The organism is Plesiomonas shigelloides (assembly GCF_900087055.1).
GTDB lineage: Bacteria > Pseudomonadota > Gammaproteobacteria > Enterobacterales > CAMTGL01 > Plesiomonas > Plesiomonas shigelloides.
The window spans coordinates 1,652,873-1,666,949 of the sequence record NZ_LT575468.1; the positions used below are offsets into that span (position 1 = coordinate 1,652,873).

Annotated in this window: 13 protein-coding genes; 7 read left to right on the forward strand and 6 right to left on the reverse strand. The window is 52.3% G+C overall.

Going from position 1 to position 14,077, the window contains the following annotated elements; translation table 11 throughout:
* The first annotated feature begins 145 nt into the window (after positions 1–145).
* The 3 genes from NCTC9997_RS07200 to NCTC9997_RS07210 all read left to right on the forward strand — a co-directional run bounded on the left by NCTC9997_RS07200 (position 146) and on the right by NCTC9997_RS07210 (position 3,638).
* A complete protein-coding gene (locus NCTC9997_RS07200) occupies positions 146–1,570 on the forward strand; it encodes an SLC13 family permease (protein ID WP_010863516.1) in 1,425 nt (474 codons plus the stop codon).
* Positions 1,570–2,979: a sensor histidine kinase gene (locus NCTC9997_RS07205; protein WP_010863517.1), complete on the forward strand. Its 1,410-nt coding sequence runs from the start codon at positions 1,570–1,572 to the stop codon at positions 2,977–2,979. The genes NCTC9997_RS07200 and NCTC9997_RS07205 overlap by 1 nt, the downstream gene beginning before the upstream one ends.
* Positions 2,980–3,161: 182 nt before the next feature.
* Positions 3,162–3,638, forward strand: a complete 477-nt coding sequence (locus NCTC9997_RS07210) for a response regulator (protein ID WP_064977704.1) — start codon at positions 3,162–3,164, stop codon at positions 3,636–3,638.
* 97 nt (positions 3,639–3,735) lie between these two features.
* Here NCTC9997_RS07210 and NCTC9997_RS07215 read toward each other — a convergent pair whose 3' ends face one another.
* The 6 genes from NCTC9997_RS07215 to NCTC9997_RS07240 form a co-directional block, all read right to left on the reverse strand.
* Positions 3,736–4,533 (reverse strand): ABC transporter permease, encoded by a 798-nt coding sequence (locus NCTC9997_RS07215; RefSeq protein ID WP_064977705.1) that lies wholly within the window; start codon positions 4,531–4,533, stop codon positions 3,736–3,738.
* Positions 4,526–5,191 (reverse strand): ABC transporter ATP-binding protein, encoded by a 666-nt coding sequence (locus NCTC9997_RS07220; protein WP_064977706.1) that lies wholly within the window; start codon positions 5,189–5,191, stop codon positions 4,526–4,528. The genes NCTC9997_RS07215 and NCTC9997_RS07220 overlap by 8 nt, the downstream gene beginning before the upstream one ends.
* 189 nt (positions 5,192–5,380) lie before the next feature.
* Positions 5,381–5,800, reverse strand: a complete 420-nt coding sequence (locus NCTC9997_RS07225; protein ID WP_064977707.1) for a DUF3135 domain-containing protein — start codon at positions 5,798–5,800, stop codon at positions 5,381–5,383.
* Between the two features lie 423 nt (positions 5,801–6,223).
* Positions 6,224–6,604, reverse strand: a complete 381-nt coding sequence (locus NCTC9997_RS07230) for a DoxX family protein (RefSeq protein WP_064977708.1) — start codon at positions 6,602–6,604, stop codon at positions 6,224–6,226.
* Between the two features lie 129 nt (positions 6,605–6,733).
* Positions 6,734–7,324, reverse strand: coding sequence for an FMN-dependent NADH-azoreductase (locus tag NCTC9997_RS07235; protein WP_064977709.1), 591 nt, complete (start codon positions 7,322–7,324; stop codon positions 6,734–6,736).
* A gap of 303 nt (positions 7,325–7,627) precedes the next feature.
* Positions 7,628–8,527 (reverse strand): LysR family transcriptional regulator, encoded by a 900-nt coding sequence (locus NCTC9997_RS07240; protein WP_064977710.1) that lies wholly within the window; start codon positions 8,525–8,527, stop codon positions 7,628–7,630.
* A 525-nt stretch (positions 8,528–9,052) separates the two neighbouring features.
* Here NCTC9997_RS07240 and NCTC9997_RS07245 point away from each other — a divergent pair.
* The 4 genes from NCTC9997_RS07245 (at position 9,053) to prpB (ending at position 13,948) form a co-directional block, all read left to right on the forward strand.
* Positions 9,053–9,781, forward strand: coding sequence for an SDR family oxidoreductase (locus NCTC9997_RS07245; RefSeq protein WP_010863525.1), 729 nt, complete (start codon positions 9,053–9,055; stop codon positions 9,779–9,781).
* A gap of 377 nt (positions 9,782–10,158) precedes the next feature.
* A complete protein-coding gene (locus NCTC9997_RS07250) occupies positions 10,159–11,982 on the forward strand; it encodes a glycerophosphodiester phosphodiesterase family protein (protein WP_064977711.1) in 1,824 nt (607 codons plus the stop codon).
* Between the two features lie 240 nt (positions 11,983–12,222).
* Positions 12,223–12,978 (forward strand): GntR family transcriptional regulator, encoded by a 756-nt coding sequence (locus tag NCTC9997_RS07255; RefSeq protein WP_197665259.1) that lies wholly within the window; start codon positions 12,223–12,225, stop codon positions 12,976–12,978.
* A 37-nt stretch (positions 12,979–13,015) separates the two neighbouring features.
* Positions 13,016–13,948, forward strand: a complete 933-nt coding sequence (prpB, locus tag NCTC9997_RS07260; protein WP_064978463.1) for a methylisocitrate lyase — start codon at positions 13,016–13,018, stop codon at positions 13,946–13,948.
* Positions 13,949–14,077: the final 129 nt, after the last annotated feature.

Sequence of the window (14,077 nt, forward strand, 5' to 3'; positions counted from 1 at the left end):
GTGCCGTTCCGAGCTGTGCGCTTGGTCCAAAAATAGATATCTAATTGATTCATTATGTTTTTCTGACATAACTCACGGCGATTTTTCCCCAGTCTGAGATGATATCCGTAACTTTTTTATGGATTATTAAAGACGGTGGTTACGCATGGATAGAGAAACCTACGGTTCATGGCGGTTTTGGCTCAAAACCTTGCCCTTTTTGTTGTTTATCCTCATTTTATTAGCTCCTTCCGACTGGTTTATGATGCCGGGCTTGACCACCATCGAGCAGCGCGTGATTGCTATTTTTGTCTTAGCCGCGCTCTGTTGGATCCTCGAACCGATTCCTATCTATGCCACTTCAGTGCTGATTATCGTGCTGGAATTACTGCTGATCTCCGATAAATCGATTTGGCTGGCATTGCCCGCAAACGATGAACTGGCATTCGGCACCCAGCTGGGTTACCAAGAGATCATGGCGACCTTTGCCTCGCCAATCATCATGCTGTTTCTGGGCGGGTTCTTTCTGGCCATGGCGGCGACCAAATACCGCCTTGACGTGAACTTAGCCCGGGTTCTGCTCAAACCGTTCGGACGTAACCCACGCAACGTGATGATGGGGCTGATGGTGGTGACGGCAGTGTTCTCGATGTTTATGAGTAACACAGCGACTACGGCCATGATGTTGTCGATTTTGACGCCGGTGCTGGCGGCGCTGCCGGCAGGGGATCGCGGACGTGTAGCGTTTGCACTGTCTATTCCCGTGGCGGCGAATATTGGCGGGATTGGTACGCCGATTGGTACGCCACCGAATGCAGTTGCGCTCAAGTATTTGACCGGTGAGAACGCGATTTCCTTTGGTGAATGGATGATGTTCGGCGTGCCATTTGTGATGGTGATGCTGGTTATCAGCTGGATCTTGCTCAACACCTTCTATGCTTCGGAACAAAAAGAAATTGATGTTCAGATTCGCGGTAAGTTTTTGAAAACCGGTAAAGCCTATCTGGTGTATGTCACCTTTATTGCGACCGTTTTGCTATGGATGTTTGGCAGTGCGCACAACATGAACTCCTACGTGGTGGCGCTGATCCCAGTGGCGGTGTTTGTCTCTTCCGGGGTGATCACCCGTGATGACATGAAAAAGATGTCGTGGGACGTGCTCTGGTTAGTATCGGGCGGTATTGCGCTGGGCTTGGCGTTGGAGAAAACCGGTTTAGCGGCACGCTTGGTGCACAGCATTCCGTTTGCTGACTATCCGGCGGTTGCAGTGCTGTTAGGAGCGGTTGCGCTGACCTTGATCATGGCTAACTTTATGTCACACACTGCCACGGCCAACTTGTTGTTACCACTGATGGCGGCGCTGGCGGGGACGGTTTCAGGGTTGAATGAAGTCACACTTATCTTGGCGGTGACTTTTGCCGCATCCTTAGGGATGGCGCTGCCGATCAGTACGCCGCCTAACGCTCTGGCCCATGCCACGGGAATGGTGGAGTCATCACAAATGGCAAAAACCGGCACGTGGCTTGGCATCATCGGCGTGGTGCTGTGCTTGATGATGTTGGCGCTGCTTGGGCAGTTGGGGGTGATCTGATGCCCGTATCTGCAACGCAACCGACTGTGTTTGAGCGCATTATCCGCGATTATTTCACGCATCCGGCGCAGCGGGTCACCTTGCTGCCCGGTGATGTGCTGATGGACCAAGGCGAGTTCAATGAGCGGCTCTATTACGTGCATTCTGGGCAGCTGATCGCCACGGTCAGTGCGCCGGATGATGTGGGGGAAGAGGAGCAAGCCGAGCTGTTTTTGGCAAGCCCGGGCACCTTTATCGGGGTGCACAGTTTCTTCTCTTATCGACTGGTGGCCTCTAGCCGCGTAGTCGCGCAGACGGAGGCTGAGCTGGCGTGGATAGATATCCGCACGCGACCGGTCGATCCTGAATTGCACGGCAGCTTGAGTGAGCAGTTTATGCCGGTGATCGTGGAGGAGTTGCAGCGTCGGCAATGGCGTTTGAGCCAGATGGCGCGTGAGCGCGAGGCTGCCAACCGCCGTTTGCATATGGCGGAGAAGCTCTCGACGCTCGGGCAGCTGGCTGCTGGCTTGGCGCATGAGTTGAATAATGCCGTCGGAGTACTGGCGCGCAAATCCGATTATCTGAGCGGGGTGTTGCGGATTTTGCTGCAGGAGAAATCGCCGTCGTTGATCAGTTGGTTTGACCGAGGTCAGCAGACCGGACAAACCGCATCAAGCTCGGTGGTGCGCCAACAAGCGGCGGAGTTGCGTCGTCGTTTTGGGTTAGCGCCGGAGCAAGCGAAAACCTTGGCGCGCGCATTGGATGATGGCGCTATCCCGACCGAATTACCACAGCCGCTCGAGGGCGCGTTGCAGCTCTGGGAGATCGGGCGTGATTGCTATGACATGCAACTGGCGGCGTCTCATGCCTCTGGCATCGTCAAATCGGTGAAGCAGTTAGGCGGTGGCGATTATCAGCGGCAGTGGGGAATTGATGTCAATGAATCTGTCCGCGAAGCCTTGGCGCTACTGCAAAGTCATTTGCGTGAGGTTAATGTTGATTTGAATCTGGGGCAATTACCGCCTTTGTATGGAAATACCACCGAACTGGTGCAGGTTTGGGTCAATATCATCAAAAATGGTTGGGATGCGATGAAAGATGCGCAAACCCCAGATCCCACCATCAAAATTTCTACCCGTGCCGGTAAACGCTCGATTCAGATTTCACTGGCCAACAATGGCCCGATGATCCCTGAAGAGGTGGCGGCGCGTATTTTCCAGCCCAATTTTACGACCAAAACCATGTCGGCGCGTCGCCAAGGGCAAACGGTCGGGTTGGGGTTGGGTTTGTATATCGTTAAGCGCTTGGTGGAGAGTTATGGCGGAGACTTACTCTTGAAAAGCACGCCAGAATATACCCGTTTTCGAGTTCGGTTGCCGCTGCAGGCGGAGCCGCTGTCATCGCCAGAACGCCATGATGACGATGAATAATTGCGTGTTTGCGGCAGGCGAAACGGGTGTGTGCTGGAGTTGGTGGTGAGTTAGCCATTATCGAGGCTAGTAGCGAAGCTAATTATTTATCTTCGCTACTAACATCAGCCTTCGCGGCATAACCGCAACACCCTACGTGAGCCTGTGCTGGCACAAGCAAAGGGATTTTACAGGAGGTCAAAATGGAAAAGCTGTATCTGATTTGTGTGGATGATCAGCGAGATGTGCTGAGCGCTGTCGTCAGAGATCTCGAAAAGCTGAGTGACTGGGTCTGTATTGAAGAGAGTGAGTCCGCCGATGAAGCGGCGGGGTTAATGGACGAACTCGATGCCGAAGGTTGTCCGATTGCGTTAGTGATTTCCGATCATATTATGCCGGGCAAAAGCGGGGTCGATTTTCTGGCCGATATTGCCCAAGATATGCGCTTTATCCAAACCAAAAAGATTTTGCTGACCGGACAGGCATCTCACAAAGACACTATAGATGCGGTGAACCGAGCGCGTATTCAGCACTACATTGAAAAACCGTGGCAACCGGAGCCGCTGTTGGCAATTTGCCGTAAATTGCTGACCGAGTATCTGTTTGATACCGGTATGGATGTCACGCCTTATATTGAGTTTGCCGACCAAGCGGTGTTGCTGGAGCGTATGCGCGACTAGCACCATCTTGATTGCCGCAGACAAAATGAGCCCCAGTATTGGGGCTCATTTGTTTCGGTATACCCGATTTTCCGGCAGTGATTCTCTTTATTGCGTGTTATTCGCGGTACAGCTTCACCAGCTCAGGATCGAGTACCCCTTGCGGGGTGAGTGTGACGCGCAGGCTCATCATCAGCATTAAAGTGGATGACAAAGTGGTGCAAGCCAGCAGTGAGAGCATCACCAGAATCTGGTATTTAATTGCCAACAAAGGGCTATTACCGCCCAAAATCTGGCCGGTCATCATGCCCGGTAACGAGACAATCCCCAGCGTTGCCATCGACAAAATTGTCGGCGACCATGCCGAGCGCATAGCTTGGCGGACGTACGGTAAGGCGGCTTCCCACGGCGTTGCACCCAGCGACAGATCCATCATCCACATCGGTTGTTGGTTGACGACGGCGCGATAAAAACGATCTAACACCAGATAGTTCGCGGTGAGGGCATTACCCAGTAACATACCGGCTAGCGGGATGGCAAAGCGCGCATCAAACCACGGCGTAGGCTGCAAAATCACCACCAGCAAATAGCCGAGGATCAGCAATGCGCCGCAGCTTATTCCTGCGAAAACCGGCAAGAATAAGCGCTTACGTGGCAGTGGGGTGCGTTTGATGGCGTTGGAGGCGGCGGCGCTCATCATCACCAGCAGCCATGCAGCGTTGACCCACAGATTATTCAGTTTAAACAGATATTCCAAATACACGCCGATCAGCGCCAGCTGCACAATCATGCGCAGGCTCGACTTCACAATGTCTTTGCCCAGTTTCAGTTGTAACCAGCGGCTGAGAAGCAGCGGAATACCCAGCAATAACACACCGAGCGCGACATCGGTCCAACTGACAAATAACTCATCCATGCGCCAGTACCTGCAATTGTTGGTTTTCGATATGCCAATGTTGGTTGCAGAAGGCCACCATATCGGGGTCATGGGAGACGCTGAGCAGCGTACAACCTAATTGCTCGAGCAGGGCAAACACGCGCTGCTTGCTATCGGCATCCAAGGCTGAGGTGGGCTCATCGGCAAACAAAAACGGACGGTTCAGCTGCAAGCAGCCGGCTAGCCCGATACGTTGCCGTTGTCCGCCAGAGATATCTGCCATGCGCTGTTGCAAGGTCTCCGGCTCTAAGCCAAGTGCGGCCAGCAGCGCTTGTGGCTGGCAAATGTCTGGCGGTGTGGTGGCGGTGGCTTGATTGAGCTTAAAGCTGCGCAAGCGCTCCAGATAAGTATCTACCTGCATATCCAGTGGCGGGATCTGCTGTGGTAGGTAGGCGATTTTTTGCCGAATAGCCTGCTGCGTGAGCGGAGACACTGGTTGGTCAAACAGCCAGACTGTACCGCTGTCGGCCGGATACATACCGGATAAAATTCCCAGCAGGGTGGTTTTGCCGCTGCCGGACATCCCCGTTAGCGCGACGCGTTCAGCGCGGCGAATTTCGGCTGAAAACGGAGCAATCAAGGGCTGTCCATTCAGCGCAACGCTAACCTGATCGGCGCGTAATACCGTATTGGTCATAAGTGATGTGTAATGATTCGTGGAGTGATGAGTGAGAGTATGCATCTGGCTCGTATCAAGCGTGCTAGGCGATTGACCGAGCAGATGTTTTCTGGATAAGCATCATGCATGGAATAGGTCAGGTAGACAAGTTTCTGCGCACTTTATTCATACAAATCGTATCTGTAATTCATTCAAATTAGCGCATCTTTAGGTTGCGGGCTCGTTGGGGGACGAAGGCGGTGTTTGTGTTGTTGATGCTTTAGTGACTGAAGAGGCATCAGTGTTACGCGCATTACGGCCAAAGGGCAGGATTTGTGCCTGTTGCCCCATAAACTCGCCAGGGCGGTTCAAAACCTGTTGCAACGTACCGAGTTGACGCATCAGCAAGCGATTCAGTAACACGCAGGTGTGCAGAGGATTTTTGCCGGTCGAAATGCAGCGGTCAATGTGGCCTTGCAAAGCACGCAAATGCGGTTGCGAGCGTGGTGAGGCGGCATTAATTAGCGATTCGGCATGCGCATGACGCAGCTTTTCCAAGGCTTGCGGGTCTTCTTTGGCCAAACGCACTAACTCATCAAACGAAGGTAACGGCAGGTTCGGCGATGCGGATGTTGCTGACGATGTCATGGCCTTCACCCTCTGATTCGCTCCAGCGGTTCTGTTGTATACCGCTTTCTACACATTTCACACTTAAGTACGTAGGGTACTTGCTCTGAGTATTAGCGCAGTCTGCGGGTTTTGCCATGTTGCACGAGAGTTGTGTCTGTTGTGGGAGCTTTAAGTCAGCGAACCCAAGTACATTGGGCAAGACTTTTGTATGGCGATGATGAAATAGCGCTACATTTTCGGATGGAATGTCAGATGATTCACAGATGACGGCAAAGTTACACACAGGTTCTGTGGATAAAATTGGGAAAAGTGATGAATTCAGGGTTCAGCTAATTGAAAATAAAGAATAAATAAAAAGAAAAGAGGCAGCGTTCTGATAGAACAAAAAAAAGCCCGCAATGCGGGCTCGAGTAAGAATCTGATCTAGTTTCTCATCGGTTATCACGCAGATTTGCGTTTGTGATCCCAGCTCAGTGCACTGGCGCCATATTGCACCATCATCAGCAGACCACCGGCCATTGCGATGTTTTTCATGAACATAATCATTTGCATACCATCTTGTGGATGCAGGTGGAAAATCACAGCGCTTGCCACACAGAACAGCGCCAGTGCTGCGGAGATGAGGCGTGTCTGGAAGCCCACCAGCAGCGCAATACCACCACCGAGCTCCAACAAGATCACCAGCGGTAACAAGAAACCCGGTAAACCAACAGATTGCATGTAGGCCTCGGTTCCGGCATAACCGGCGCCCAGTTTGCCCCAGCCAGCGATGATGAAGATTTGTGCCATCAGAGCACGAGCGAGTAAATCAATGAATCTCATGGGATGTTCCTTCTATTCCTGCAACCTTGAATGCGTCTGTAAAAAGCATGTCCTGCAATAAAACGGTATTGCGATGGAGCCTTTCTTATTGTGTTGTTGCTTGTATTAAGCGGATGTGACTGACGCCAGTCACATCAGTTCAGCAATTGCTTCCTGGGCGGCATGTTGCGCTTGCGCGACAGCTTCCGGGCCAAATGCCAGCGCTTCGGCATAAATGTACTGAATGTCAGTAATGCCGATGAAATTGAGTATAGTTTGCATATACGGGGTGATCAGGTCAGAAGGTAAACCTTTGTGGATCCCGCCGCGACTGGTCAGGACCACGGCTTTTTTACCCTTCACCAAACCTTCAGGGCCGTTTTCGGTATAGCGGAAGGTCACACCTGCACGCAGCACCATATCAATGTAGGTTTTCAGTTGCACAGGGATGCTGTAGTTGTACATTGGCGCTGTAAACACAATCACATCATGGTCATTGAGCTCGGCGATCAGTTGGTCTGACAGCGCTACCGCTTCACGTTGACGCTCACTTAACTCACCGGCAGGGCGTAGCGCACCCACGGTTTCGCTATCCAGCATCGGAATTGGGTTTGCCACCAGATCGCGCACAGTGACACTGTCACCTTTTTCTTGGTGCTGCTCAATCAGGAAGTCTGCCATCCGGTTGGATTGAGAGTGTTCAGACATAATGCTGGATTTTAAAACCAATACCTTACTCATGATGTTTCTCCGTTCATTATTCGGGGTCGTGGATTCCGTTTACTGCAACATCATCCCTCGTTGTTTATTCAATTTACGCGAAATATCGGTGCGAAAAAGCGCAAAAAATCGCGCTCATTTTTCTAAAAAATAGAATGATTTGGTTATCGCTCGGCACGAGTGGACTGTGTAATCGGGGGGAAGAGGAGAGAAACGTGGAGAGAAATTCAGTGGTGATGGATGTGGTAAAGTGACTAGCAAGAAAAGGAATAACTCACCGCCGGCCATATATGGGTACCGGCAGTGAGTGAATACGTGCGCAGATTAACAGCGCAGTAGCGATTCTGGCTCGCTTGGCTCGGCGTCGGTTGCCGTACCGTGCGTAAAATGCTGGATGATTTGCTGAACGGCCGGATTGCGCGCGGCTTCCACGCTATAACACCAGCCGATGCGACGCGATAGGGCGAGCTCTGGCACCGGACAATGCAGCAAGGTCGGCCAATCCGCTAACAAACTTTGTGGCAGCAGCCCAATACCTAAACCCGCATTAAGCATAGCGGCCAATTGCTGGTGGTTGTCGGTGGTGCCTTTGGGGGTTAACACCAGTGAGTGCTGCGACAACACGCCCATAATACGCTGATAACTGGCACTGGCGTGGCAGGCCAACCATTCTTGTGCGGGAACGTCGGCCAGCGTCAGCGATTGCTCCGAACTTATTGCTTCCCGCACTAGCTGCGCAAAGGGATGTCGTGCTGAAACGGCCAGATGGTAGGCATCATCCAGCAGAGGGAAGAACAGGTCATCGTCACACAGGGCGTCATCGCGATCAATGCGCATATCACCAGCGCAGCCTTGTAGCAATGTCAGTTGTAATCCGGGAAGGGCAGCATAGCACTCGGCTATCAATTGGCTTTGCCAGTATTGCCCCAGATCGGCCATCAACCCCACTGACAAACTCACCGCACCACCTTGCTGTGCAAACAGCGTGGGCAGGTTTTGCAATTCATTCACCAAGCGGCGGGCGCTCGGATACAGTCGGCGGGCTTCATCCGTCAGTGCGACGCCTTTGGGTTGCCGAATGAACAGGGTGACATTGAGCTGCTCTTCTAGCTGGCGAATGCTGGCTGATAAAGCCGGTTGTGATACGTGGCAACGCTGCGCGGCGGCAGTCATATTTTTTTCTTCAAACACGGCGGTAAACGCACGCAACAGACGGTAATCCATAGTGATAACTGTTTTTTATTTCTAATCGGCTTGTATCGCCAGATTGTATCAAATTTCTCGGGGCGATATACCGCAAAAATGCCATTCACCTTATTTTGCTATCGGTATTGATTATCACTGTGGGCGTAACTTGCTTTCATTTGGTGAAAAATGCGTCATTTATGGGGCGAGAAATTCGTTGCTATAAATCTTGTACGGTCTGTTTTCGCTATATCGTTGAGGTGTGGCGAAATATTGTTCGCATGGTAATCAAACAGGCCAATATTGCGACAGCTAGCAATCTTTTTCAGGCGTCCGCAGAGAGTGATAGAGGCTTTTGTCATAGGTTTTAGTTATGTTTGTCAGTGTTTTTTCCCATTTCAGTCTCATTTCTTACGGGGATATAGTACGCCACATCGAGCAGACACAGATTATGCGATTACTCTTGTTTATAGGGCGCTGTTTAATACCGTGTCTCTCACGTGATGTCTTGAGCTGTTTTGAGGCATCACTGCAATTTATTTGAAATATTTAATTGAGGTAGCCATGAAAGACTCTAAATCCCTGATCGTGATCACCGGTGCAAGCTCTGGGATCGGTGCCGCCACTGCGCGTCTGCTGTCATCTCGCGGTTACCCATTGCTGCTGTTGGCGCGTCGTGTTGATCGTCTGCAAGCGCTGAATCTGCCAAACACCCTGTGCTGTCAGGTTGACATCACTGATGGTGAAGCGGTGAAAGCGGCGATTGCGCAGGCCGAAGCGCAGTTCGGTCCGGTCGATGCACTGATTAACAATGCCGGTGTGATGCTGCTGGGTAATATGGCCGAGCAAGATCCGAAAGAGTGGCAACAAATGCTGGATGTTAACGTGAGCGGTTTGCTGAACGGGATCCATGCCGTACTGAAAGGGATGCGCGAGCGTAAGAGCGGCACCATCATCAACATCAGTTCGATTGCTGGTCGTAAAACCTTCCCTGACCACGGCGTGTATTGCGGTACCAAGTTTGCGGTACATGCGATTACCGAAGGGCTGCGTGAAGAAGTGGCGATGGACAATGTCCGTTGCATCACCATCGCACCAGGTGCGGTAGAAACTGAGCTGCTGTCTCATACCACCAGCGATAGCATCAAAGAAGGCTATGAAGCGTGGAAAACGGAGATGGGCGGCGTAGTGAAAGCTGAGCAAATTGCCGAGGCGATCCGCTTTGCTTACGAGCAACCACAATCGTTGTGTATCCGTGAAATCGTTCTGGCGGCAACACGTCAGCAGCCGTAATTTAGCGCAAAAGCAAAAGAGTGGCGCGATAACATAATGCAACTTGATGAGGTGGCTCAATTTAGCCAATAAACTGAGTCACTTGATTGATAAAGGCGAGGGAGAGCGAGACTCCTTCGCCTTTTCTTTATGGCTTTCCCTGTTTACGACTGTACCGTTTATTACTGCGCATTAGCTTTCCATCATTCCACGTGTTTTCCCATCCCTTATTTTAATCTCCTCTCCATATCATCTCCCGTGCATAATGGTTAATACGCGGTTCAGACTCTGCAGGTTAGAGTGCTGTAATCGGGTAAAATCGCGCATACACGCGGCAACGCTGTTGGCATAAGGATGCTGACCTGTGGCGTGTTTGAATTTCGTGTACAGGAGTCTGCATGTTGTATCCCAAGCGCCATTATTGGCGGCAAACGCTCGGAGCTATCCGAACTTGCGGCAGAAAACTGATCGAGTTTGAGCTGGTCTTTGCCCTGATTTCTGCGGGGGTGATGGTGCCGGCGTTCGGCTGGTTGCTGAATCATCTGATTGCCCGTAGCGGTAATGTCACAATCACCAATTACGATTTGGTGGATTTTGCCATATCGCCCTATGGCGGTTTGTTCATTCTGACGGCGCTGTGCAGTGGCTTTACGCTGTTTTTTACCCAGCGTGCTGGGGTGACGATTTTGGCCGCCTCCGGATTGTACGGTTACCCGATTGGACCGGTGCGCGCATTGGTGTTTGCTCTTGGTCGCTTACCCGTATTTCTGCGCTTAGGGATCTTGTATGCCGTGACGCTGCTGGCGCTCAGTGTGCCTTTTGCCGGTTTGGGTTACCTGCTGTTTAGCCTGTTGCTGCAAGGGCATGACATCAATTACTACCTCTATTACAAACCGATGGAGTGGTATTTGGCGCTCGGCGGCGGCGCTGTATTAGCGCTCGGTTATGCCATCTTGGTGCTGCATTTGTGGGCGCGAACGGCGTTTGCGTTGACCATTATGGTTAGTGAGCCGGTAAATGTGGTGACGGCATTGCGCCGTAGTTGGCGGTTGAGCGCGGGCCATGAAATGGCGATTGTGTGGCGCGCGGGTGGCTGGTGGTTGTGGGTTGGCGCAGTGGCGTATCCGCTGATCCGCTTGATTTCCTGGAGCGCCGATCAGCTACTGGATCAATTAGCTCTTAATCTGTCTGCCGAGGTGACGTTTCTGGCGTTAGTCTCCGCGCTGGTGTTTATGCTCAGTGCCGGTTGGTCATTGCTGGGGATGTTTGGCGAAGCGTACATTATCCAATTGTTGTATCGTGATTTTGGCGAAAAACCGGCTGGCTTGGAGCGTTTGGGACGCGAAGCGGTGAAGCAGGCATCCGATTTGTCGGTGCGCACCTTAGGCGGCGTGTTGACCGGTGCATTTGTAGTGATGCTCGGATTGGGCATTTATGCACTGAGTGGCGAGCCGCAGCGCGATGAAATTCTGATCACCGCGCACCGTGCGGGGGCTGCGCGAGGCCCAGAAAACACCGTGGCGGCATTGCGCCAAGCCATTGCTGAGAAAGCCGATTATGCTGAAATTGATGTGCAAACGGCCGCAGATGGTGAATTGGTGGTGCTGCACGATGCGGATTTGATGCGTATTGCTGGCGATCCGGCGCGCGTTGCCGAATTGAGCCACGAAGAGATCCAACAGCGCGATGCTGGTGCTTGGCATAGCGAAGCATTTCGTGGTGAACCTGTGCCGACATTACGCCAAATGTTGGATGAGGCGCGTGGGCGTATCGGTCTGAATATCGAGCTTAAATACAACCGTCCAGATCCGACATTGGCGGCGGCGGTAGTGGCGATGCTGCAAAAAGAGGGGATGACCCAGCAGGTGGTAATTACTTCTTTGGAAGCCAAAGCCATCGAAGAGGTGCGAAAACTTGATCCATCAATTCGTACCGGATTGATTGTGACGCAGTCTATTGGCGATCCGATTAAAGCCGATACCCAGTTTTTGGCCGTGAATCAGAGTGTGGCGAATGAGAAGTTTATCGCGCGTGCACACAAAGGTGGCAAGCAAGTGCATGTGTGGACTGTCAACAATCCACGTCAGATGATCCGGATGCTGGCGCTGGGGGCGGATGTGCTGATCACGGATTACCCGCAAGAAGCTGCGGATATTCGGGCGCAGTGGCTGGCTCTGTCACCGGTCGAGCAAACGGCGCTGCGCTTGCGCTATGTCCTGTAAATAGTCCTGTAAATGGTTCTGTAACCAGTTCTATAACTGGCTCTATAAAAGCACGGCCAACCCTGTAAATCTCTCCGATATAAGCGTCGGTGCTAGTCATGCATCGGCGCTGAGACTTTAGTCTATATTGTCGACAATTTTCTTGAGTTACTGCATTACTGATGCTTAATTAAGCATCAGAGTACGGGTGCAGTTGCATAATCTCATGCGCTGCTGAATCCGTGTCGACAGGAGCGCAGGATGGCGTCGTCCTCTTCATCACTTTCATTTTCTACATCTTCGCGTGTAACGGTTGAGCACCCGTCGAGTTACGCAGCAGCGCATGCTACGGAGATGCTGACCTTGCCACTGCGTGATGCCACTAAAGCTGCAAGTCTGACCGACAGTTTGCGTGAGGCAATTGTCAGCGGTGAAATAGCTGCCGGAAGCAAGCTGTCTGAGCCCGAGCTGGCACGCCGTTTTGGGGTGAGCCGTGGGCCGCTGCGTGAAGCCATGATGAAGATGGAATCGCTGGGATTGGTCGAGCGGGTGGCACATGTCGGCGCACGCGTTGTGACGTTGTCACTGGCGCGTTTAAGTGAATTGTACGCCGTGCGCGAGGCGCTCGAAGGAATGGCGGCGCGGTTGGCGGCAGAAAATATTACCCCTGAGCAATTGCAAGCCTTACAGCAATTGCTGAATACCCATTGTGACTACATTCGTGATGTTGATGGTGCGTCTTATTTCCATCAGCAGGGCGATTTTGACTTTCACTACCGGATTATTCACGCCAGCGCGAATCGTCGTTTGATTACGCTGTTATGCGATGAGTTGTACCACCCATTACGCATGTACCGCAGTCAGGCACCGACTAGCCATTCCCGTCCGCAAGCGGCATTAGAAGAACATCGCCAGATTTTAATGGCGGTAGCCGCCGCCGATGGGGAACTGGCAGAGCTGCTGATGCGTCGCCATATTGCGCGCAGTCGCAAGCTGATTGAGCAGCAACTGGCCTAATTATCCACAACACTGACAGCGACAAGGAGAGATGCTGATGTCCATCCGAGACGGTCTGAAGCAAGGAAAATCGCCCGGCGCGCGTTTTCGTCACGCAGTCGCGCAAGGTAATGCTAATCATGGTGGCCCCCTTAAAATTGTAGGCGCCGTGAACGCCTATTGCGCCTTAATGGCGGCGCAATCAGGTCATCAAGCACTGTATTTGTCTGGTGCTGGGGTTGCGAACGCCTCATTTGGATTACCGGATTTAGGCATGACCTCATTAGACGAGGTGCTGACGGATGTGCGTCGTATTACTGCGGTGACCGATGTACCGCTACTGGTGGATATTGATACTGGCTTTGGCGGCGCGCTCAATATTGCCCGCACTATTCGCGAGATGGAGCGCGCTGGCGCGGCGGCGGTGCATATTGAAGATCAGGTGAGTCAGAAACGCTGCGGCCATCGCCCGAATAAAGCGGTTGTGAGTCAGGCAGAAATGGTGGATCGCATTCGCGCCGCCGTGGATGCACGCACCGATCCTGATTTTGTGATTATGGCGCGTACCGATGCCTTAGCCGTTGAGGGCATGGATGCGGCCATTGAGCGCGCATTGGCTTGTGTGGCAGCTGGTGCTGACATGATTTTCCCTGAGGCGATGCAAACCTTAGCGCAATACCGGCGTTTTGCCTCGGCTGTCGGTGTGCCGGTACTGGCGAATATCACTGAATTTGGGCAAACCCCGTTGTTTGAATGTCGAGAGTTGGGCGAGCAGGGCGTGGCGATGGTGCTGTATCCCTTAACTGCTTTTCGCACCATGAACCGCGCGGCAGAGAGGGTGTATCAGCATTTAGCGCAGGCGCAATCGCAGGTCGCGCTTGTGGATCAAATGCAAACGCGCGCCGAGCTATACCACTATCTGGATTACTTGCGCTATGAGCAAACCTTAGACCGGTTATTCAGCCAAGATGCCGAAAAAAGCGCCCTTTAATAACGGTACTTAATTCTGAATATATTTAAAGCATAACGAGTATGACATCTAGAGCGCAGCGCGGCGGTGCCCTGAACCTACAGGCATCGGATGTCCTGGTCTGCCTCTCCGAATATGCAGTTCTCACTG

Excerpts from the sequence above, each read along its gene's own strand:
- NCTC9997_RS07200 (WP_010863516.1), top strand. The coding sequence starts at position 146 with ATGGATAGAGAAACCTACGGTTCATGGCGGTTTTGGCTCAAAACCTTG.
- NCTC9997_RS07205 (WP_010863517.1), top strand. The coding sequence starts at position 1,570 with ATGCCCGTATCTGCAACGCAACCGACTGTGTTTGAGCGCATTATCCGC.
- NCTC9997_RS07210 (WP_064977704.1), top strand. The coding sequence starts at position 3,162 with ATGGAAAAGCTGTATCTGATTTGTGTGGATGATCAGCGAGATGTGCTG.
- NCTC9997_RS07215 (WP_064977705.1), bottom strand. The coding sequence starts at position 4,533 with ATGGATGAGTTATTTGTCAGTTGGACCGATGTCGCGCTCGGTGTGTTA.
- NCTC9997_RS07220 (WP_064977706.1), bottom strand. The coding sequence starts at position 5,191 with ATGACCAATACGGTATTACGCGCCGATCAGGTTAGCGTTGCGCTGAAT.
- NCTC9997_RS07225 (WP_064977707.1), bottom strand. The coding sequence starts at position 5,800 with ATGACATCGTCAGCAACATCCGCATCGCCGAACCTGCCGTTACCTTCG.
- NCTC9997_RS07230 (WP_064977708.1), bottom strand. The coding sequence starts at position 6,604 with ATGAGATTCATTGATTTACTCGCTCGTGCTCTGATGGCACAAATCTTC.
- NCTC9997_RS07235 (WP_064977709.1), bottom strand. The coding sequence starts at position 7,324 with ATGAGTAAGGTATTGGTTTTAAAATCCAGCATTATGTCTGAACACTCT.
- NCTC9997_RS07240 (WP_064977710.1), bottom strand. The coding sequence starts at position 8,527 with ATGGATTACCGTCTGTTGCGTGCGTTTACCGCCGTGTTTGAAGAAAAA.
- NCTC9997_RS07245 (WP_010863525.1), top strand. The coding sequence starts at position 9,053 with ATGAAAGACTCTAAATCCCTGATCGTGATCACCGGTGCAAGCTCTGGG.
- NCTC9997_RS07250 (WP_064977711.1), top strand. The coding sequence starts at position 10,159 with ATGTTGTATCCCAAGCGCCATTATTGGCGGCAAACGCTCGGAGCTATC.
- NCTC9997_RS07255 (WP_197665259.1), top strand. The coding sequence starts at position 12,223 with ATGGCGTCGTCCTCTTCATCACTTTCATTTTCTACATCTTCGCGTGTA.
- prpB (WP_064978463.1), top strand. The coding sequence starts at position 13,016 with ATGTCCATCCGAGACGGTCTGAAGCAAGGAAAATCGCCCGGCGCGCGT.